Raw genomic sequence first — 20459 nt, 5'->3', positions numbered from 1 at the left:
CCGTGGCGACAATGCGCAGTTTACTTGATCTGAAAGCCGTGGGCGAGAGGATCACGGTCATCGACAAAAATCGTGTTGTGTCCGATAACCCGCGCCCATCCGCCTATGCTCGGCAAAATGCCGTTAAATGTCCCAACCATCACGTCGGCTTCGACGCGCCCCTCGAACACCGTGCCGATCAGGCTCTGGTTGCGAAATGTCTGGCCGGCTTTCAAGCGCCCTTTTCCGTGAAGCTGCGCCATACGCGCCGAGGTTCCGGTGCCGCCGGGCGATCGATCGATCGCCTTGTCGCCATAGAACACCGCACCGCGCCCGTCGCTGCACTCATTCGCGACCACGTCGCACCAGATGGCATGATGGACACCCCTGATACGAGGATTTTCCGGGTGGACGGGATCGCAGATGCCTGCAAGTGCATCCCGAAGGTTACGGCTGCACTCGACAATCTGCGAAGCGCTCATGCCGTCAAGACCACGCCAGTTCTGCTGCGGCTCGATGACGGCGTAAAAATTGCCGCCATAGGCGATATCGACGCTGAGGCGTCCCATGCCCGGCACATCGACCTCGACATCGGCTTCGTGCAGATAACTTGCAACATTGTGCAGGCGGACGGATTTGACGTGGCCATCCGCGATCTCATATGTCACGTCGACACGCCCGGCCGGCGTTTCGATAGCCACGCGTCCCGGTTGGCGCGGTGTTACCAATCCTTCTTCAATGGCAGCGGTCACCGTACCGATCGTCCCTGCCCCGCACATCGGCAGACAGCCGCTGACCTCGATGAACAAGACCGCGAAATCGCAATCCTCTCGATAGGCGGGATAGATGATCGAGCCGGACATGATGTCGTGTCCGCGCGGCTCGAACATCAGTGCCTTGCGGATCCAGTCATGCTCGCGCACGAAGATGTCCCGGCGCTCGGCCATCGGCAAATGCGGCAGCAAGGGGCCGCCGCCGGCAACCAGTCGCACCGGATTGCCGCAGGCGTGGCTGTCGATGCAGAAGAAGCTGTGTCTCATAGTCTTTTCCGTCCTATCGTGCTTGAGGCACGGGGCTGCGGTCCAAGAGACCACGCGACAAACGGTCGAACAGGATTGCGACCGCGACGATGGCAAGGCCGGCTCTGAGGCCCAACCCCATTTCCATGCGCGTCAGGCCGCGTGTGACCTCCGCCCCCAGACCGCCGGCTCCTACCAGCCCCGCAAGAACGACCATGGCAAGCGACAGAAGGATGCACTGGTTAAGGCCGACCAACAGCGTGCGGGTGGCAAGCGGCAATTCGATCTTGAACAGGATGGCACGCGGATGCGCACCGATGGCGCTGCCAAGTTCCCGGAATTCATGGCGGATCTGATTGAACGCAAGCGTTGTCAAACGCAGCATCGGCGGGATGCCGTACACGATCGTGGCGATGATCGCCGGCACCCGGCCGAGGCTGAAGATCATCACCGCCGGAATGAGATAGACCCAGGGCGGCACCGTCTGCATGATGTCGAGCACCGGGCGCACAAAGGTTTCGAGCATCTTGTGGCGCGAACAGAGGACACCAAGCGGAAAGGCGATGGCGACCGATATCAGCACTGCAACGGCGACCAGTGCAATCGTCTGCATGGATGCGGTCCAAAACCCGACGATGAGGCAGAAACCGAGGCAGCAGACGGATAGAACAGCTGCCCGCCAACCGATGGCGAAGAAGGACAGTAGCGCCACCACACCGATCACCACGAAAGGCGGCGCAAACAACAGCCCGGCCTCGATAGCGCCGAGAACGGCTTCGATGATGACACTGATCGCAGCAAACAGGGGATGCAGATTGGCATTCAGCCAATCCACCGCTGGCGCCAGAAATGCACCGGGCGAAATCTGGAGGTTCGAACCGTTCATGCCTGCCTCCCCTTGCGCAACCGGACGGCACTCTGGGTAATTCGGTCGAGCACCATGGTCAGCACAACGATGGCGATAGCCGCGTTGATCGAGGTGGCGATATCCAGCGTGCGGATCGCGCCATAGATCGTTTCGCCAAGTCCACCGGAACCGACGATGCCGGCGATGACAACCATGCCGAAAGCCATCATCAGGCTCTGGTTGATGCCTGTCATGATGCTGGGAAGTGCGAACGGCAGACGGATCTTGAAGAACATCTGCCTTGCCGTCATGCCGCTCGCCTGTCCGAGTTCGAGAAACTCATTGGGCGTCATGCGAATTCCGAGCGATGTCAGGCGGATGACCGGTGGCATGGCAACGATGACAGTGGCGACGAGCGCGGTTGCCGGCCCGTAACCGAGCAAGGCAATGGCCGGCAGAAGGTAGATATAGGGAGGAAGGGTCTGGATAAGATCGAGGCCCGGCTCCATGAAACGGTCGAGACCGGTGAAAAAACCGGCGGCAATGCCGACTGGAATACCGATAAGGAGCGCGAAGGTGGTCGCAGTCAGGACGAGAGCGAGCGTGCTCATCGTTTCGGACCACAGCCCCATGGAGAAACACAGCGCCAGCGCCAGACCGCCGATGATTGCGAACCAGACGCCGACCAGGCGCCAGCCAATCAGCATCACGACAACCACGATTGCATAGAATGGTGGCAGTTGGAGAAGCCCGAGAATGGCGTCATAAAGCCCTTCGAGCATCCAGCGCAGATATTCGAACAGGAACTCTCCGTTCTCGCTCACCCATTCGAGTGCGGTATCCGTCCATTCGTCAAAGACATCGGTAAAGGCGGACATGTCCATCAGACATCCCCTCCCTTACACATGCTTGAGGTCATTCGGGTTTCCACCCTTGACCCCCAGAAGCAGGCTTCGCGCAGTGACCACGCCCAGAACACGCTCATTATCGGCAACCGCCAGCGCATCCTGTTCGGATTGCATCATCAACGTGATCAGTTCATCGATATCGGCTCCGGGCAAGGTGCGTTTCAATGCGCCGACATCGCTGCCGGGTCTGGTCTTTTCGTAATCTGCAAGCTTCACCATCACCGAATGGGCCTTGATCAGGTGCAGTCTGGAAATGCCGGCGACGAATTCCGCGACATAATCGTCGGCCGGATCAAGGATGATCTCTTCCGCCGTTCCTGTCTGGATGATCGCGCCATCCTTCATGATGGCGATACGGTCGCCGATGCGGATGGCCTCATCGAGATCATGCGTGATGAAAACGGCGGACTTTCCAAGCGATTTGGTGAGTTCGCGGAACTCATCCTGCAACTGGCGGCGGATCAGGGGATCGAGCGCGCTGAACGGCTCGTCCATCAGAATGATTTCGGGATCGGAAGCGAGCGCCCGCGCTAGACCGACGCGCTGCTGCATGCCGCCGGACAGTTCGCGCGGGTAACGGTTCAGCCAGTCGCCGAGTCCCACCTTTTCCAGCGCTTCCGTGGCGATGCGATTGCGTTCGGTCTTGGCGACGCCCTGAACTTCGAGGCCGAAGGCGGCATTTTCGAGAACGGTCCTGTGAGGCAGGAGAGCGACATTCTGAAACACCATGCCGATGTTTTTCGCCCGCATCTCCCTCAATTCGGCCGGTGACAGCGCTGCGATATCGCGTCCTTTGACGAAGACGTTGCCGGCACTCGGTGCAATCAGCTTGTTGAGCAGCCGGATGAGTGTCGATTTCCCGCTGCCGGAAAGGCCCATTATACAGAAAATCTCGCCGCGCCGCACCTTCAGGCTCGCGTCGCTGACACCCAGCACGCAACTGTAATCGCGCAGCACATCCTTCTTGCCGAGACCACGCTCGGTAATCGCCTTCATCGCGGCTTCGGACTTGTCGCCAAAAACCTTGAAAAGCGACTGGCAATCGATCAGGACCTCATCGGCACCGATATTTGCAACACTCATAACGGACCCCTCGAGCCAATCGGTTGGCTTCTTTCTTCGTGTCGGGAGCGGCCGCCCGGCAAAGGGCGGCCGCCGGTCGCATCAATCCTTCTTGATATTTTCCCAGCGCTTGATGAGATCGGCATGTGCGCCAACCCAATCGGCGACAGCCTGATCCATGGTCTTGCCGTCCTTCACCGCGCCGTTGATAGCGGTGATGTCGGCGATCGGAACGTAGACGCTGGCCATGACTTCACGGGCATGCGGATTTTCCGCGGAAAAGCCTTTCTGGCCAATCCAGTAATAGCCCTGCGGCGGCGGGAAGACGCCCTTGGAGTCCTTGAGGTACTTGACCTCGTATTTCTGGACCATCCAGGACGGCTCCCAGATCGTTACGGCAATCCATTCCTGACGATCATAAGCCGACTTCAGTGCAGCTGTCATCGCCGCCGTGCTGCCTTCAACGAGCTGCAGCTTGATGCCGTAATCCTTGACGGCGTTCGAAGCATCACGCATCAGGCCGGAGCCCGGCTCGATACCGATGATCTTGCCGGAAAACTTGTCGCTGTTTTCGTTGAGCTGCTCGAGCGTATCGATCGGCACGTATTTCGGAACGGCGATGCCCTGATAGAGGCCGTGTGAGACCGGGGAAATCTTTTCCAGACGGTTCTTGTTCTTGTTCCAGTAGTCGTGCGCCACATAGTCGGTCTGCGACGCAAGGACCTGAATGTCGCCCTTGGCGAGGGCTGCGTAGGCAATGCCCCATTCGGAGAATTCGGTGACCTTTACGGTGTAGCCGGCGTCTTCAAGCACCTTCTTGGTGATGCCGGTGATCGGCGTCAGATCCTCCCAGGACAGGGTGCCCATGCTGATGGTTTTTTCTTCCGCGCGAGCCGGAAGCATGCTCATGCCGATCATGGCAGCGGCGCAGAGCGCCTTCCACATACCCTTCATTTCCGTCACTCCTAGTTTTGGTTCCCATTTTCATTTTTATGCCATTCCCGATGAAGCGCTCTCGCGCTTCACATTACGTGGCCGGATCAACCCTCTCGGCCTGCACGCAATTCCTGAAAACGGATGACCGAGTTGACGCCCAGCCATGCAAACGGCTGTGGCGGCAGCCTGCTCGGCTCCGGCTGGTTTCTGTATTGATCCAGTTCCGCACTTTTGCTCCCGGTCGCGAGATCGGCGGCCATCATCCCTGCGAGCGTGCTCTTGACCGTACCCAGCCCGTTTTCGCAGCAGGCGGAATAAAGACCTTCCTCGATCTCGCCGAAGGCCGGCACATGGTTTTTGCTGAGGCAAAGCGCACCCGCCCAGCTGTAATCCATCGGTAACCTTGCCATGTCCGGAAACCGCGCATCGAAGGATTTGCGCTGTTCGGCGGCAATACCGGCGACACGCTGTTCGGAAACTTTCAATGACGGATCATAGGTAAAGCGGGTTCGGATAACGATACGCGATCGCCCCTCCGAAGTGATCTTGCGCACCGTTGCGCCCATCGGATCGGCCGGCAGCAGGGCCCAGCGATCCGCGCCGCTGACGCCGTGACCGAACTCGTCTTGCGAAAACGCCGCGGTCATCGACGCATAGGTGAAGATGTGCAGCAGGCGCCCGGCAAAATGACCAAAGCTCTCGATATGGCCGTTGACCCCGAGAATGACTTTTGGCGCGGTAACGGAACCTCGGCTGGATTTTGCAACCCATTCTCGTCCTGCCCTGGACAGCTCCAGCACCGGCGATTGTTCGTGGACGGACACTTTCGGCTGGAGTCCCGCTGCCAATGTGCGGATATAACGTGCCGGCTGGATCATCACCGCGCCCGGTGTGTGCAAACCGCCGCGATAATAATGCGACCCCGTCATGTCCCGCATCTGCCCGGCATCGAGCATGGTGTGGGCCTCGCCGATCCGCGTAAGAGACCGGGCGTATTTGCCGTTCAGTTCCATGCCGCGCGCCGAGGCCGCCGCATTGACCTTGCCCGACGGATCAAAGACATCACGCGACATGCCGAATTCCGTGGCAATGTCCTTGGCAAAATTGATTGCCAGCCGGTTCTGGCGGATCTCGGCCGCCGTCATCGTCTCGTCCGCGACCGAATATTCGCCCGAGGACAGATTGTGCGGCACATCGATCATGAAGCCGGAATTGCGACCGGCCGGCCCCTTGGCGACTTCGCCTGCCTCAAGGATGACAATCCGGTCATCCGGCCGCAGCGTTAAAAGACGCCGCGCCGCCGACAGGCCGGCGAAACCTGCGCCGATGATCAGCCAGTCGGCGGCGATGTCACCTTCGAGCGGCGTGAGAGCGAAACTTCGCTCTCCAATTGCCTCCCAACCGGATGTCCCGGTATCACTGGGAAGCCGGTTGATCAGGTGGCGTGTCATCTGATGGTCTCGTCGACAGAGCGATCGGAAATGTCGATCCAGACGGTTTTCAGTTCGCAATAGTTGTCGTGAGCGAAGATCGACTTGTCGCGCCCGCCGAAACCGGATTCCTTGTAGCCGCCGAACGGGGTCGTGGCATCACCTTCGCCAAAGCAGTTGACGGTCACGGTACCGGCACGGATGTCACGCGACAGTTTTATGGCGTTGCGCAGGTTGCCCGTATAGACCGATGCCGCCAGTCCATAATTCGTGTCGTTTGCAAGAGATACGGCTTCCGCCAGCGTCTCGAACGTGGTCACCGACAGGATCGGTCCAAAAATCTCATCGCGAAACAGCTTGCTGGAGGATGGCACGCCGTCCACCACCGTCGGTTCGATGAAGATGCCGTCGCGGCTTGCGCCGCCATGGGCAATGGTCAGCTTTCCCTTCTTCGCTTCATCGAGAAATGCGTTGACCTTGGAGAAATGCGTCTTGCTGACAAGCGCGCCGATGCGGTTGTCCGGATCGAGCGGATCACCGGTACGCCATTCGCGCATATAGGCGCCTATGCGCTCCAGCAATTCGTCCTTGATGCCGGACTGGACGATCAGCCTGGATGTAGCCGAGCAGTTTTCGCCCATGTTCCAGAAGGCGCCGTTGACCACCTGTTCGGCGACGAGATCGAGATCTTCCGCATCGGCGAGCACGACTGCCGGGTTCTTGCCGCCGCATTCGAGCACGACACGTTTCAGATTTGAATCGGCGGCATAACGCAGGAAACGGCGACCGGTCGGAGTGGAGCCGGTGAAGGCCACCATGTCAACATCCATATGGGTGCCGATCGGTTCGCCAACTTCTTTGCCACCTCCGGTGACGACGTTGAAGACGCCGGCCGGAATGCCCGCTTCATGGGCGAGTTCCGCCACCCGCAGCGTGGTCAGCGTGGTTTCCTCGGCCGGTTTGACGATGACCGAGCAGCCGGCAGCGAGCGCCGGGCCGATCTTCCAGGCGAGCATCAGCAGCGGAAAGTTCCAGGGCAGAACGCAGCCGACAACACCGACAGGTTCACGGATGATCATGGAAAGCGTATTGGCGCCGACCGGGGCCGTATTGTCGTAAAGCTTGTCGATCAGTTCGGCATGCCAGCGGATGGTATGAATGGTATCCGGGATATCGACAGTCTGGCATTCGCGGATCGGCTTGCCGCTGTCGAGGCTTTCCATCACCGCCAGTTCATGACGGTTTTCCTCAATCAGCCTGGCAAATTTCAAGAGAACTGCCTTGCGCTCGCCGGGAGAGCGCAGCCGCCAACGGCCATTGTCGAATGCGGCACGGGCCTTGCCGACGGCATAATCGACATCCGAGGTATCGCAGGCCGCGATGTCGGCAAGCAGGTCGCCGGTTGCCGGATTGGTCGACGCAAACGTCTTGCCAGAAGCGGCAGGCCGGAATGCACCATCAATGAAAGCGTTGGCCGGAAACTGGAGAGAAGCGGCAATCGCCTTGTATTCGGCGGCGGTCAATGGATCATGCATGATTGGCTCCCGAGGTGATCTGGGCAACGGTGCGCTTCAGAGCGGTAAAGACGGTTTCGAGACCGCGTTTCTCTTCAGAATTCAGCGGTCGCAGCGGCGCGCGGACGGCACCCGCCTTCAGGCCGATGAGTTCACAGCCATGCTTGATGGACTGGACGAACTTGCCGCATTCGAGGAAATCCATCAGCGGCAGCATGGCCGTCATGATGGCGCGACCCTTGTCGAAATTTTTCTCGATGACGCAGGCCTCGTAGAGCGCGACATGTTCGCGCGGCAGGAAATTCGAACCGGCACAGACCCAGCTGCGTGCGCCCCAGGCGAAAAACTCCAGCGCCTGATCATCCCAGCCACAGGACAGCGCGATATGCGGAAATTTTCGAGCGAGCAGATGCAGGTTGCCCATGTCGCCGGAGCTTTCCTTGATCGCGACGACGTTCTTCGATCGGCCGACGCGGGAAAAATACTCCTCGCCCATCACCACGCCCATGCGGGCCGGATAGTTGTAGAGCATGATCGGCAGATTGGCGGCGCGATCGATCGTCAGTGCATGAACAGCGTTTTCACGTTCCGTCGGCAGTGCGTAAGGTGGGCTGGAGACGAGAATGGCGTCCGCGCCTATTTCCTTGGCGGCTTTGGCGTATTCGACGGAATCTTCGGTCCGCGTGGCGCCGGTACCGACAATGAGCGGCAAGCGCGCTCCAATGACATCCTTGGCATAGGATGCCAGATCGAAACGTTCCTGCGCCGTCTGGGCATAATATTCGCCGGTCGATCCGCCGATGATGATGCCGTGCACACGCGCCTCGACCAGAGATTCGAGCACATCGGCAAAGGCTGCCCGGTCGATCCCGCCATTTTGGTCCAGCGGCGTGATCGCCGGCGTATAGATACCCTCGAACTTCACGATGACTTCTCCAGTGATTGCGTGACGGGCGCACCGATCTGCGCGTCGGACTTCATGCCGTGTGGCGCGATGAACATTTCCATGTTTTCGCGCGAGAGTTCCCAGTGCTCGAACACCAGATCGACCACGGCATCCTCATTGTGGGCGGACAAGGCATCGATGAAGGCATCATGGTGATCGACGGCCAGATGCAGGCGCCGCTTCATGTCGTCGCTGCGCGGGCGAAAGAACGTATGGCCGATACGCGCGTGATCGATCAGCAGGCGGCTGAGGCTCGGCTGGAGATAGACGTTGGCCGACATTTCGCCGAAGATTTCGTGGAACCGATTGTTCTCGAGCACCATCGCGAAAGCGTCCATCTCGTGACTGGCCTTGCGAAAGCGTTCCTGCGTATCCTTCAGATCCGCAAGCTGATGCGGTTTGAAATTCTGCACCGCCAAACGTCCGATCGCCGAATAAACCATGGGCGCAACGAGGAAGAAATTCCTCAGCGTGGAATGGTTCATCGGCACTACGCGAGCACCTCTGTTCTCGCGAATGTCGATGTAACCTTCGCCTGCAAGCCGGCGAAAGATCTCGCGGACAGGTGTTCGCGACAGACCATAGCGCTCGCTCAGACTGGCCTCATCCAGATCTTCATCCGGATTGAGCTCCATCGTCAGGATGGCGCGCTTCAGCTCTTCGTAGAGGCTGCTCTTCCCGTTCTTCATCAATGTTCCCCGTGCTCGTGCACTGCAGCCTTGTGGCCTTCTTGTAGGCAAGACTGATGGAGAAAATGACGGTCGTCAAGGGAATTGTATTTTCTGCGTATACAATATTGAACGGCCGTGACGTATTGTTTCGGACAACTGATCAAATCGGCTTTGGAGCCCTACCGAAAAACGGTTTAGTGCTGTGACGTGCTCCCTGTGAATTAGGCCATTTGGAACTGGAATTTTCCACTTATGATCCCGCTGGGCAGAAGAGGAGAATTCGATGAAGGCCTCGAAGTTTTCAGAAGCGCAGATAGCGTTTGTGTTGAAGCAGGCAGAGGATGGGACGCCGATCGGCGAGGTTTGCCGCAAGGCCGGGATTTCCGATGCGACCTTCTACAACTGGCGCAAAAAATACGCGGGGCTGATGCCTTCGGAGATGAAGCGGTTGCGGCAGCTCGAAGACGAGAACGCCAAGCTGAAGCGGATCGTGGCTGACCTGTCTTTGGACAAGGCCATGCTGCAGGATGTGCTGTCAAAAAAGCTTTGAGGCCTGTTCGAAAGCGCAAGCTTGTCGACACGATCAAGGTTGATTGGAAGGTCTCGATCCGGCGTGCCTGTTCGGTTTTGAAGATCGACCGGTCGCTTTATGTCTACGAGGCCAGGCGCGGCGAGCAGGCCGAACTGAAGCTGAAGATCAAGGACATCTGCCAGACACGTGTGCGCTACGGTTACCGTCGCGTCCATGTCCTGCTCAAGCGCGACGGATGGCCCGTCAATCCAAAGCGAATCTATCGCCTTTACAAAGAGATGGACTTGCAGCTCCGCAACAAGGTTCCCAAGCGCCGCGTGAAGGCGAAGCTGCGGGCCGACCGCACGGAGCCGACGCATTCGAACCATGTCTGGGCCATGGATTTCGTTCATGACCAACTGGCCACCGGCCGCAAGATCAGGGTTCTGACGGTCGTCGATACCTTCTCGCGCTTCTCGCCGACGGTCGATGCACGCTTCAATTACAAGGGCGAGGATGTGGTTCAGACGCTCGAGCGGGTGTGCCGCCAGGTCGGGTATCCTGCATCGATCCGTGTCGATAATGGCAGTGAATTCATTTCGCGAGACCTCGACCTGTGGGCTTACCACAAGGGCGTCGTGCTCGACTTCTCCCGCCCGGGCAAGCCGACCCACAACAGCTACATTGAAAGCTTCAACGGCAAGTTCCGCGCCGAGTGCCTGAACGCCCACTGGTTCATGAGCCTTGACGACGCGCGGGCAAAGATGGAGGATTGGCGTAGAGACTATAACGAGTTCCGGCCACACAGCGCGATCGGCAACAAGGTGCCGATTTCGCTCATGAACGGCTCATCGGCATCCCCGCCGACCTGAGCTTCAACCCCGGAAAATTCCAGCTCCCGCTGGCCCAAATTCGGGGAGCACGTCACAGGGGCAATGTGTCCAAACACACGATCGATCCGCAATGGGTCAGGAACAATCGACATACTGCCGATATGGCCTTAAACGAGGTAAATCGAGGATTTTCAACTCAACGGGAATGCGGGGGAGCTATTTTACACGTCAAAGCCTTCAAGCGCATTTATCATCCTATAGAACGCACAATCGTCTCTTCGCCGTAACCTTGAACATCAACGAGCTGGAATTCCAGGGTCTGCGCAACAATTGCAAAATGCTCTAGCGCGCGTATGCGCTTGAGATGTTCAAGTCTTCTAGTTCCACCTAGGGCTAAAGCAGGTACGAACCCGAAGCATTCCCCGATCTGAAGCGCTCCCAGTTTCTTGGCTGCGCGTAAAAACAGTGGCTTACCGTCTTCGTCGGAAAGATCGAGCGCTTCGTCGGAGAGGCTGAAGGGGACGTAAATCTGGTTGGAGATGTTCGCGCCCGCCTTTATCTTGCCAAGCGCACCGCGGCTCGTCACATGCCCGGTGATCAGATCCACAACAACCAGTGCCAGTTCATTCGACCAGCAATAAAGCATGCCAAACGACGTATAGGCAAAAGCATGGCAATCGTTATGGCTGAACTGGGAATCACCCTTGAATATAAGTGCTAGTATTCCTCTGAACTCCAGAGGATCGCAGAGTTGCAAACGACCTGCCTTCAGAGTGCAAAGCCCGACTTGATCGTAGAGGCTCGCCAGATCAGCGGGGACCATCGAGCGGATTTTTTCAAGTCTTTCATCATCGAGGCGGGTGGACGCCACGATTTTTCCATCTACCAATTCTGCGAATGTTGCCGAGAGCATCAGCATTTCCTCAATGTAACTTTCATCTTCTCTTTGCCCATTCCGGCCGCATTCATTTCTGCCGCATAGTCCTCCAGAGACTGCGATCTGCGGCCTCTCCATTGCGCGCCCAATGACGAGTTTACGGAACGGTCTCCCATGCCGGATATGTCGCTGGCATCACCGCCGGCAATGATATCAAGCCGGTGCGTTGCAGCCAATTTTGAAAGCTCGTCCTCGATCTGCTGTTTTGCAGCATCACCGACGATGCCGTCATCAGCGAGTTCGGCCAACCTGTTGTTTTCGTAATTGGTGCGTGCGCGACCTTGAGCGGGCAAATCACGCAATGGGCTTGTTCCACCAGCATCGCGAATGGCTTTTCGGCGTGCAAGCATCAAGTCCGCATCCATGTCGTTAATGGCGGCTTGCTGCTCTTTCAACTGCTTGTCAAATTCGTCATCCGAAAGATGGCTGGGTTTATTGAAGCATTCGACATCTTTCGTCGGTACCACGCGCGTGCTTCGGACACCATCGTCGCCTTCATTCTGATCGCCGTGATTATCACGGCGGTCGTTGTTGTTGTCGTGATGGTCCCCATGACCGTCGAGACGGCGGCCTGCCTGCCCGATATCACCTAACCCATCGGCGGCTTTGCCGACCATCTTGGCCTTACGGAGGGGATTGACCACGGAAAGGACCGTCGCGGCAAGATGGCCGCCGGCCTGTGACACGCCGCCTTCGTCGTAAGCGCCGGTGAGACCATCCCAGGCGCCGGTTATCCCGTCAGCCCCCCAGTCCCAAACATCCTTGGCGGCTCCGCCCGGATCGTTCCAGACATCCTCCGCCGTATTCTTGATTCCTGTCCCGACATCCGTGCCCCATTGTCTTGCTTCGTCCCAGGAGGGGATCGCATCGACACCAGACTGAATGTCCTCTCCGATCAGCGACGGATCGCCGAAATAATCACCGACGCGGCTGATGCCGTCACCGATCATCTGCGCTTCGCCGGAATTGTTGTAGAAGCCGTCCCAGCCTTTCTGGGCTTCATTCCGGTCATCTTCATCCGTGGCATCCGGCGCGGCATGAGTCTCCACCGAATTCACATGCACATATTCGCCGGGGCAATTACCATTGTTCAGCGTACACCGATCGGCATGGCGCTGAACCGGAATGCCATTCACGCGCACGATGGGCGATGAGGTAACTGGTTCGACGATGTCACCGACTGTGCCGGAACAAACACCCTTACCTATGCCTGGCTCATCACCATGGGTGATGGTGAAAACCGATTGGGCGTGTTTGACGAGGTCTCCGTTCGAAGAGACATTCGAGGAATAGTTCCGGTCGTCGCATCCCCGTCCGTGGACCATGTAGGGAATGGGTTTATCCGGTGTTTTGCAGACATCCGGGGAAAGACAAACGGCTTTGGCCTGTGCCGTATCAGGGATGAATTCCGGAGGCGGCGTGCTGGCGGTCGTCGGCCGCTGCAGCGATTGCTTTTCCTCTTCAGGAAGAGACAATTTCGAGCGGAGTTCCGGATCATGAAATTCGACGACGCTGTCGTAAACCGCCGGATCCTTGAACTGATAGAAATAGTCACCGGCCATGTTCCACATGACAGGCTGGTCTGACACCAAGCCGTTACGGGCGATCGCGCCTGTCGCCGCCGCCTCGGCGCTGACATTGCGCACATGGTTGCCGACGATCTCGATTTCCAGCGGTTCGCTCATGCCGTTGCCTCTTGCACCGGATAAAGCTCAAGGCGTGGCAATCCCTGGCGTTTCGGCCATGGAAACGCCGTGCGCCAGGTGAGGAACACCCGGCCGACGCCGGGACGCATGTCAAAATGCACGCCATCGAGAACCATCGGCCCCCGCCGGGGACCATTACCCTGATCTATGGTCACGCCAAGGGTCAGATTAGGCAGCCTCCCCTCCAGTCGGGGAATCCCAGGCAGCAGATTTTCAAGAGCGAAACTCTCATCACCCTTCAGCCACGGATCGCTGATCAGATCCGGATGAGCACACTGCCAGAAGCGAAAATCAAAATCGCCGGGAAGGAGCGGATGTCGCTCGTCTATCCATTGGTCGTCATAGGTGCCGGCGTGTTGTGCTCGAGCCTGCCACCATGGAGAGACAGGACCGAATCCCTCGGGAACATGATGTTCGGGCTTGCTTTTATAGGAAACGAATTGGTCGGTTTCGGCCTCGATCCGTGGTGCCGGCCAGGTCGGCCTTTGCTCGAAGCTTTCGTCGTCCGGAAATCTCATGCCAAGAGGGTTGGCGCCATTGGGATCACTGGCGTCCCCAATGGCGTAACTCCAGTCGAGCGGAACATAGGAGACAGGATCCGCCTCGCTCAGTTCCCAGCCTTCAAGCGCATTTTCCGCACTGCGATCGATCAGGCCCTTCCATGTTTTGCGCGTCTTTGCATGCCATTCACGAGGCCCGTAAACACGCAATTGCTTCGAAAGTTTTCCGACCGTCAGCCGGCAGGTCCAGGATTTGAGCTCTTCGCCTGTCGGCGTATGCGCCGCGCCTAGAAAGGTGACATCCGTACCGGGCTTGAACGGCACAAGATCGGTCTGTGCAGTCTGCACGCTGCCATGCGGGTCACCGTCATAAGTGTCCGACAAAACGAGAGGGTGCTGAGTGTCGGCAATCACCAGCGGGCCATTACGGGCCAATTTGAAAGTTCCGCGCGCGGATACAACACCCAGAAGGTCGCCAGTCCGATTGTACTGGCGAAACGCAATGGCGGGAAACGTCGTGCGATTATCGACTGACACGGGCGCTCACGGATTTTTCAATGAAAAGACAATTTTACCGAGGCATTCCTCTCCATCGAGAGAGAAACCAAAGCTTAACAATGCCGAGGCCGTTTCTTGTTGATAGGATTGCAGAGGGTCAGGGTTTTCGGGTGCCGGCGGTGCTGTAATCTGCATTTCGGGATAGGCGGCAAGAAGTTCGTTTCTTCCGACGCAGCCGTCATTTGCCAAGCGCATGATTAGGTGCGCGCCAGCCACCGCGCCCGCACCTTCTCGCGGCTCACGATAGGACAACTCAGTAATCTTAAGTCCTCCGACCTCTTTATTTTCGGTCTTCCAGAAAGAGAAGATTGAAGTTCCTTCGTCCTCCTCGAGAACGAGGCCGAGAGTTTTTTCTAATGCGCCTTTGGTGCGCACATTTTCTCTGTTCAGATTGCCAACGAGATCTTGAATGGCTGATAGTGTCGGAGCGGCCAAGCTCATTGCAATTCCTCCTGCTGTAAACAGTGTAAAATAGAGAAAGGGTATAAATCTATTCCCAGCCTTTCTTGCCGGTGTATCGGTCATAACTAGCTCCGTACTTGTCGCTATATAGCTGACCCGTAGCAGATCCTCTCGCATTGGGGCCTATATCACGGCCGATCATCAAGTGCCCCATGCTATCAGGAAATGTGCCTTTTTGTACGTTATCGTAAACGCGGTTGTAGTGATCTCCGTTGATGTAATCCCTCGTGAATCCAATATCCGAGCCACCATTTCCGATAATTTCGCGTTGAACTTTTATTTCATTAAATACAGCTGCACCTTCATCAGACAATCCGGCATCAATGTAATTATGTCGTGACGAATAGTCGGGAACGTAGTTATACTTCGCGTGACCGACCTCATGCGCCAGCGACCGGACCACTGCTTCTGGGTTGTTATATGTGTCCGCATCTATGGTGATCAATTTGTCTTCTCTCACAACATACGTGCCTTTCCCCGGTATCCCTTTTCGAACCTTCCAACCTTTTGCTGCAAGTTCCTCAAGATCCTTTTTGAGGGTCGGTGATTGGTCGATCAGTTTCTGTACGTCCTCATCGAGTGTATGTGTCATCGCAGTTTTTTTGTTTTCCTCGGCTGCTTCTGCTACCGGTGGCGCCTGTCCACCCGGCTTATTGAGATCGACAACAGAGCCATTCAACTGCGCCGGGCCAGACGCAGTGAAGTTGAAATTGCTTCCAAGAATGATGACGGTGCCATCCTTGCGCATGATGAACTTCGAAGCGCCGCATTCGATGACAAATTCCTCGCCAACGGTTAGCTTCTTGAATTTACCGATATTCTCCATCGCGGTCTGACCGACATTGGTCACCTTGGACACGCCAATCTGCTCGACGCGCGCAATGCCGATCGTGTCGGATTTGAATGAGCCAACAATGGTGTTCATGATGCCCGGCAGAGGGAACAGGTCAGATGCCGCATCACCAACCCCGCTGCCGGAGCCGGCCAGTGCAGTACCGGCATCTCCTCGCGGACTGGCACCGGCAACTACACCCTGACGACTTCCCAGACCACCTGCACTCAGAAAACCAAGAGCAGAAGAAGCCAGAGTGCCAGCAAACGCGGCAACACCAGGGCCGCTAGCGCCGGCGATCTGTGCAGCCTGTCCCAGAAGTCCTGACGTCTGGCCTGCCATGCTCTGCACCGCCCCCATCAGCGCCATGGCCATCGGCCCGGTGCCGCCGACAACGGTGTTCATCGAGCCACCGACTTCTTGCTTCTGGTTACCGCCGACCTCGACCGTGCGGTTGGCGCCGATCGCCGACACTTCGTGGCGATCAATGCGTTTGGTGCGGTCGTTCAGAACCCGCGTCGTCTGATCCTTCTGGGCATGGAAGAACATGTTCTCCTTGCCCGCCTCGTCTTCAAACGACATTTCGTTGAAGCCCTGGCCCTTATGGGAATTCGATCGCATGACCATGCGGGTCTTGTTGGCCGGCAGATCATAGGGCACGGAATTGGTCGGGTTATTGACCGCGCCGATGACGACGGGTCGATCAGGATCACCGTCGATGAACGATACCATCACCTCCATGCCGATGCGCGGAATGACCTGCGCGCCCCAGGTGCCACCACCCCAGCTTTGCGCCACACGCACCCAACAGGTATCCGATCCGTCCTTTTTCGCCTTGCGGTCCCAAGGAAACCAGACCTTGATGCGGCCATACTGATCGGGATGGATCTCTTCACCTTCCGGTCCGGCCACAATCGCCACCTGCGTACCCTCTATGCGAGGGCGTTTGGTTTCCCGGTGCGGCGTCATCGGCACACGGGAGGGGACGGCTTCGAACTCGTTGCGGTATTCCGGCTCGTTGCTGTTGGTCTCGTAAGAGCGATCGACGACTGTCTGAACGGACTTGATGACGACATGTTCGTCGTAGGCATGGTCCGGATGCGCGACTTCGTAGGGCGTGAAGCGGCGACCGGTCTCGATGATGCGGCTCGTCGAAGCACCATAAACCCGGTCGTGATCCGCCTCAGACGCCTGCGACCGCAATTTCTGCGCACGTTCGGCCTCAGCCACCGACGAGATACGCGCCGGGTATTCGTAAAGCTCGCGCTTCGTGGCATCCGGCATCTGCACCAGCGATGGCGTCATCGTGCCCGGCACCATGCGCGGTGTCTCGAAATTCCAGTCGGCGCCGGCGCGCTGGCCTGGCACGTAAGAAAACTGTCGTGCCCATTCGTTAATGTGGTTGCGGTCGGACGAGCCCTGCGCCAGACGCACCCTGCCCTCGCCTTGTGCAGACGGCGATGGTCCAAGCCACCCGTTGGCGGTATCGGCGACATGAAGCTTGTGCTTGCCATCCTCATGGCTGAACCAGTAGAATAGACCGTCTTCCTCGAAACGCCTTGATAAATAAGCGAAATCCGTCTCGTTCCATTGAACGGAGTAATGCTGCTTGGGTGGCGATGTAATCACACCCGATGTATCTGGTGCCGGGATGCCATGTTCGGAAAACAGGATTTCGGCGATCTCCACCGCCGTCTTGTCCATCCAGATGCGGCAATCGGAGCGACGGGTGAGCAGCCACATCTGTGGGCGCAGTACCATCGCATAGGAGCGCAGGCCACGGGTAATTGGCGGGCCTTCGTTGAGCTGGGTGACGAGACCGTTGAACGGACGACGGACAGCAGAACCTTCTTCGCCATCGCCCTGCTGCACTTCGACGGAAACATTGAGGAGCCGGCCAATCAACTCTTCCGGTTTGATCTGCGCTTTCTTGGTGCGGGCCACGAGGCGGATTTCGAACAGCGAGGAAATGCCTTCTTCGATCGTCACGCGCTCGGGCAAAAGCTGGTCTTCACCAAGCGGGGAGTTGATTTTCAGGATACGGCTCGCCTGGATGAAATCGGCGGCTGAAGATGCATTGTCCATAAGTGGCTCCGGCAATCTGAAAACCAAGAAAAGCACCACGGGAACCAGAAAGCGGAAACCGGTGATGCCAAAAAATGCACGTCTTAATCGCGGCGAAAATTAGAGCCGCGACCCGTCAGGTCAACCCTGAATGGGCAAGGTTTCGAAGATAGGGGGAATTTACGGGGCCTTGCAGTTGCAAAAGCGGCTGGAGAAAGCGGCATTGTCTGTTGCAATAATCGGCGAGACCGGCATCTTTGGTGCCGCGCTTCGATCGATCCGGTTTCGACTTGGGGTGCGGCATGAGGCAAGGCAGACAGGCGGGGAACAGTTGGCCAGGAAGAAAGACGACAGGCAAACGATCGCGCCACCCGCAGATGATGCCGAAACCTATGCCCTCACCCGCGAGGTGTCAATCGGCTCGGAATGTTGATCCCTTATCGGCGTCCAATATCCCCCCCTGTAAGCGATCAGCGCTTGGCCTGCCCGGCGCTGGCCGGGATTGCAGAGGGTAGGCCAAGTGCGGGTGATGGGCATCTTCGGCTTTAGCTTTGAGAACGGTTCTTGAAGCGCCAGGACTCGTTTCCGGTTTCCACGATCTCGCCGTGATGGGTCAGGCGATCGAGAAGAGCCGTCGTCATCTTTGCATCACCAAACACGGACGGCCATTCGCCGAAGGCAAGGTTCGTCGTGACGATGACCGAGGCGCGTGAGGTAATCGGCCATCCGACCTTGCTTGCCGTTGCGCGTTTCCGTTTCCAGGTGATTGACCAGATCGACGACATTGAAGAAGCGCCCACGCGTCCCCTTACGGATAAGCGCACGGGCAATTGCAATGGCCAGATGGCTCTTGCCCGTTCCCGTGCCGCCGACAAGGACGACGTTGCGCTGGTCGGCAACGAAGGTGCCGGTGGCCAGCTCATGCACCAGGGATTCATTGACAGGCGTGTCGGCGAAGTCGAAGTCGTCGATGTCTTTTGCCAACGGCAATTTGGCGATGCTGAGCTGGTAACGGATTGAGCGTGCCTGCTTCTCGGCGATCTCCGACTGCAGGAGGTCGCCGACAATGTGCGGCGGCTCGTGCTGCCGTTTGATTCCGCTTCCCATGGCTTCGTCGTAGGCGCTGCGCATTCCGTAGAGATTCAGCGTGCTCATCAGTTCGAGAACTTGTGTGCGTTCCATCAACTTACTCTCCTAAGCCTGTCGTAACGGGCGCAGTCGGCGACCGGCTCATGGGCAAGCCGAAGCGCATCCGGGATTTGCACGGTTGCAGCGGGAGCCGGGTCGGCGATCATCCGAGGATAGCGGCTGTGAACACGATGGGAGATCGTACCGCATTCGGGACACCTGCAACCTAGGGACCAACCGTATGCGGCGGTGACGATCGCGTCGGGTGTGTGGTGCACTGACTTCATGGTCAGCTCAGCAGGGATCGGATCGGAAAGCCGAAACTGGGCTCGCATAGCCCTGGTTCTCCGTGCAAAACCAGGCCAGTGGAATCTAAAACATCATCAAGATTGAGTCAGACCCAAAATTCCGAGCCGATTGGCAGTCCAGCCCGAAGGGTTCACTCCATAACCGGCTCAGTTCCACATGGAAACCAACAGGTAATAACTGCGAATTGGTTACAGGAGCGGGTGCACCTGAAAATGACGCTAATTGAAATTGCCCATCGAAAGTCCCAGTAAAACTTTCCGCTGCTCTTTCAAGTTATTTTTCCACAGCCGCTCATTTTTCCAGAACGACCTTGCGCACGCAACTGCGAAGCCAACGGTTTGCCGGATCATTTTCGTATCTCGGATGCCAAGCCATGGATATAACGATGGGATCGGTCTGCAAGGGCACATCGATATCCGAAAGATTTTGCCTGAGTGCCTTTGATAATCTCGCCGGCACCGTGGCTATGCAATCCGAAAATGCCACGACCGAAAGTGCATCGGACATGCTTGGAACCGCGAGAGACGTCATTCTCGAATGTCCAACAGATGCGAGGACATCATCGAGCGGTCCGTTAAACCGGCCACGCCTAGAAACCGAGACAAACGGGTAGGAAACAAGACTTTCAAGCTTAACGGTTTGTCCCAGTAAAGGATGTTCTCGCCGTACCACAGCAATGAAATGGTCGTGAAACAGAGTTTGCAGCCGAACTTCAGGCCCGAGTTCTCCCATTACACCGATATCGAGATCGATCGTGCCATCTCTGACCGATTGCACGTCCTCGTTTCCTTGCGGAATAAAACGTAGACGCGCATTAGGCACCTGGATAGCCATTGTTGCGGCGATGGCGGCACCGAAACTGGCAACAAAGCCGTCACCACTTCTGACCGTAAAAGTCTTGTCCAAGGCTGCAAGATCAACATCCCTGTCTCCACGCACCAATGCTTCAGCCTCGATGATCAGCTGGCGAAGACGATCGCGAAGGGCTTCGGCACGCGGAGTGGGGACCAGTCCCCGCCCGGCTCTCACCAATACCGGATCACGCAGCAGATGCCGTATTCGGGAAAGCTGTCTGCTCATCGCAGGCGGGCTCAGGTTCATGCGTTTTGCGGCGCCAGCGACACTGCCTTCAGATAACAATGCGTCCAATGCCAGCAGCAGATTTAAGTCGAGCATAATACCTCCAGCCGAACCGAAACCATCATCACGCAACATGCATGTGGCGCAATATATAAATATATTAATTGCATTATACGCACTCCTCACCCAGTGATAATAAAAACTCAAGTGCAAACTCCTTAGAAGGA

Annotated in this window: 16 protein-coding genes and 2 pseudogenes; 2 read left to right on the top strand and 16 right to left on the bottom strand. The window is 57.4% G+C overall.

The window, feature by feature from the left end:
- Positions 1–20: 20 nt before the first annotated feature.
- From ACRQ1B_RS24615 to ACRQ1B_RS24575, 9 genes are all read right to left on the bottom strand, one after another.
- Positions 21–1019: a 4-hydroxyproline epimerase gene (locus ACRQ1B_RS24615; RefSeq protein ID WP_432296761.1), complete on the bottom strand. Its 999-nt coding sequence runs from the start codon at positions 1017–1019 to the stop codon at positions 21–23.
- 13 nt (positions 1020–1032) lie between these two features.
- A complete protein-coding gene (locus ACRQ1B_RS24610) occupies positions 1033–1884 on the bottom strand; it encodes an ABC transporter permease (protein ID WP_432296760.1) in 852 nt (283 codons plus the stop codon).
- Entirely contained in the window at positions 1881–2729 is an 849-nt protein-coding gene (locus ACRQ1B_RS24605; RefSeq protein WP_432296759.1) for an ABC transporter permease, read from the bottom strand. Before ACRQ1B_RS24605 ends, ACRQ1B_RS24610 begins: the two co-directional genes overlap by 4 nt.
- 15 nt (positions 2730–2744) lie before the next feature.
- Positions 2745–3836, bottom strand: coding sequence for a quaternary amine ABC transporter ATP-binding protein (locus ACRQ1B_RS24600; protein WP_432296758.1), 1092 nt, complete (start codon positions 3834–3836; stop codon positions 2745–2747).
- Positions 3837–3917: 81 nt separating this feature from the next.
- Entirely contained in the window at positions 3918–4769 is an 852-nt protein-coding gene (locus tag ACRQ1B_RS24595) for a glycine betaine ABC transporter substrate-binding protein (protein ID WP_432296757.1), read from the bottom strand.
- Between the two features lie 86 nt (positions 4770–4855).
- A complete protein-coding gene (locus ACRQ1B_RS24590; protein ID WP_432296756.1) occupies positions 4856–6202 on the bottom strand; it encodes an NAD(P)/FAD-dependent oxidoreductase in 1347 nt (448 codons plus the stop codon).
- Positions 6199–7716 carry an aldehyde dehydrogenase gene (locus ACRQ1B_RS24585; RefSeq protein WP_432296755.1) on the bottom strand — a complete coding sequence of 506 codons (1518 nt, stop codon included), beginning with the start codon at positions 7714–7716 and terminating at the stop codon, positions 6199–6201. Before ACRQ1B_RS24585 ends, ACRQ1B_RS24590 begins: the two co-directional genes overlap by 4 nt.
- Positions 7709–8620 carry a dihydrodipicolinate synthase family protein gene (locus tag ACRQ1B_RS24580; RefSeq protein ID WP_432296754.1) on the bottom strand — a complete coding sequence of 304 codons (912 nt, stop codon included), beginning with the start codon at positions 8618–8620 and terminating at the stop codon, positions 7709–7711. Before ACRQ1B_RS24580 ends, ACRQ1B_RS24585 begins: the two co-directional genes overlap by 8 nt.
- Positions 8617–9333, bottom strand: a complete 717-nt coding sequence (locus ACRQ1B_RS24575) for a GntR family transcriptional regulator (protein WP_432296753.1) — start codon at positions 9331–9333, stop codon at positions 8617–8619. Before ACRQ1B_RS24575 ends, ACRQ1B_RS24580 begins: the two co-directional genes overlap by 4 nt.
- Before the next feature lie 262 nt (positions 9334–9595).
- Here ACRQ1B_RS24575 and ACRQ1B_RS24570 point away from each other — a divergent pair.
- A protein-coding gene (locus tag ACRQ1B_RS24570) for an IS3 family transposase (RefSeq protein ID WP_432296752.1) occupies positions 9596–10695 on the top strand; the annotation gives its coding sequence in 2 pieces (ribosomal slippage) (positions 9596–9848 and positions 9848–10695; 1101 coding nt in all).
- Between the two features lie 211 nt (positions 10696–10906).
- On the opposite strand, the gene ACRQ1B_RS24565 is transcribed toward ACRQ1B_RS24570, so the two are convergent.
- From ACRQ1B_RS24565 to tssI, 5 genes and pseudogenes are all read right to left on the bottom strand, one after another.
- Positions 10907–11569 carry a T6SS immunity protein Tdi1 domain-containing protein gene (locus tag ACRQ1B_RS24565; protein ID WP_432296751.1) on the bottom strand — a complete coding sequence of 221 codons (663 nt, stop codon included), beginning with the start codon at positions 11567–11569 and terminating at the stop codon, positions 10907–10909.
- Positions 11569–13164, bottom strand: a complete 1596-nt coding sequence (locus ACRQ1B_RS24560) for a PAAR-like domain-containing protein (RefSeq protein WP_432296750.1) — start codon at positions 13162–13164, stop codon at positions 11569–11571. The genes ACRQ1B_RS24565 and ACRQ1B_RS24560 overlap by 1 nt, the downstream gene beginning before the upstream one ends.
- A gap of 110 nt (positions 13165–13274) precedes the next feature.
- Entirely contained in the window at positions 13275–14336 is a 1062-nt protein-coding gene (locus ACRQ1B_RS24555) for a DUF2169 family type VI secretion system accessory protein (RefSeq protein ID WP_432296749.1), read from the bottom strand.
- A 6-nt stretch (positions 14337–14342) separates the two neighbouring features.
- On the bottom strand, positions 14343–14882 hold the full coding sequence (locus ACRQ1B_RS24550) for a hypothetical protein (RefSeq protein ID WP_432296748.1): 540 nt from the start codon (positions 14880–14882) through the stop codon (positions 14343–14345).
- 715 nt (positions 14883–15597) lie between these two features.
- Positions 15598–17736, bottom strand: a pseudogene (tssI, locus tag ACRQ1B_RS24545) (type VI secretion system tip protein TssI/VgrG); the annotation flags it as partial.
- Positions 17737–17866: 130 nt separating this feature from the next.
- Between tssI and ACRQ1B_RS24540 the strand changes: the two are divergent.
- Positions 17867–18148: a hypothetical protein gene (locus ACRQ1B_RS24540; RefSeq protein WP_432296747.1), complete on the top strand. Its 282-nt coding sequence runs from the start codon at positions 17867–17869 to the stop codon at positions 18146–18148.
- A 112-nt stretch (positions 18149–18260) separates the two neighbouring features.
- On the opposite strand, the pseudogene ACRQ1B_RS24535 reads toward ACRQ1B_RS24540, so the two are convergent.
- Together ACRQ1B_RS24535 and ACRQ1B_RS24530 are read right to left on the bottom strand one after the other, a co-directional pair.
- Positions 18261–18897: pseudogene (locus tag ACRQ1B_RS24535) on the bottom strand (ATP-binding protein).
- A gap of 546 nt (positions 18898–19443) precedes the next feature.
- Positions 19444–20439: a LysR family transcriptional regulator gene (locus ACRQ1B_RS24530; RefSeq protein WP_432296746.1), complete on the bottom strand. Its 996-nt coding sequence runs from the start codon at positions 20437–20439 to the stop codon at positions 19444–19446.
- Between the last annotated feature and the right edge of the window lie 20 nt (positions 20440–20459).

The organism is Endobacterium panacihumi (genome assembly GCF_050847465.1).
Taxonomy (GTDB): Bacteria; Pseudomonadota; Alphaproteobacteria; order Rhizobiales; family Rhizobiaceae; genus Neorhizobium; species Neorhizobium panacihumi.
The sequence above is the reverse complement of the archived record's forward strand: the minus strand, read 5'-3'. Positions and strand labels throughout refer to the sequence as shown.

Bases quoted from the DNA above. Each gene is read 5' to 3' on its own strand.
- ACRQ1B_RS24615 (WP_432296761.1), bottom strand. From the start codon at position 1,019: ATGAGACACAGCTTCTTCTGCATCGACAGCCACGCCTGCGGCAATCCG.
- ACRQ1B_RS24610 (WP_432296760.1), bottom strand. From the start codon at position 1,884: ATGAACGGTTCGAACCTCCAGATTTCGCCCGGTGCATTTCTGGCGCCA.
- ACRQ1B_RS24605 (WP_432296759.1), bottom strand. From the start codon at position 2,729: ATGGACATGTCCGCCTTTACCGATGTCTTTGACGAATGGACGGATACC.
- ACRQ1B_RS24600 (WP_432296758.1), bottom strand. From the start codon at position 3,836: ATGAGTGTTGCAAATATCGGTGCCGATGAGGTCCTGATCGATTGCCAG.
- ACRQ1B_RS24595 (WP_432296757.1), bottom strand. From the start codon at position 4,769: ATGAAGGGTATGTGGAAGGCGCTCTGCGCCGCTGCCATGATCGGCATG.
- ACRQ1B_RS24590 (WP_432296756.1), bottom strand. From the start codon at position 6,202: ATGACACGCCACCTGATCAACCGGCTTCCCAGTGATACCGGGACATCC.
- ACRQ1B_RS24585 (WP_432296755.1), bottom strand. From the start codon at position 7,716: ATGCATGATCCATTGACCGCCGCCGAATACAAGGCGATTGCCGCTTCT.
- ACRQ1B_RS24565 (WP_432296751.1), bottom strand. From the start codon at position 11,569: ATGCTCTCGGCAACATTCGCAGAATTGGTAGATGGAAAAATCGTGGCG.
- ACRQ1B_RS24560 (WP_432296750.1), bottom strand. From the start codon at position 13,164: ATGTGGAACATGGCCGGTGACTATTTCTATCAGTTCAAGGATCCGGCG.
- ACRQ1B_RS24550 (WP_432296748.1), bottom strand. From the start codon at position 14,882: ATGACCGATACACCGGCAAGAAAGGCTGGGAATAGATTTATACCCTTT.
- ACRQ1B_RS24540 (WP_432296747.1), top strand. From the start codon at position 17,867: ATGGGCAAGGTTTCGAAGATAGGGGGAATTTACGGGGCCTTGCAGTTG.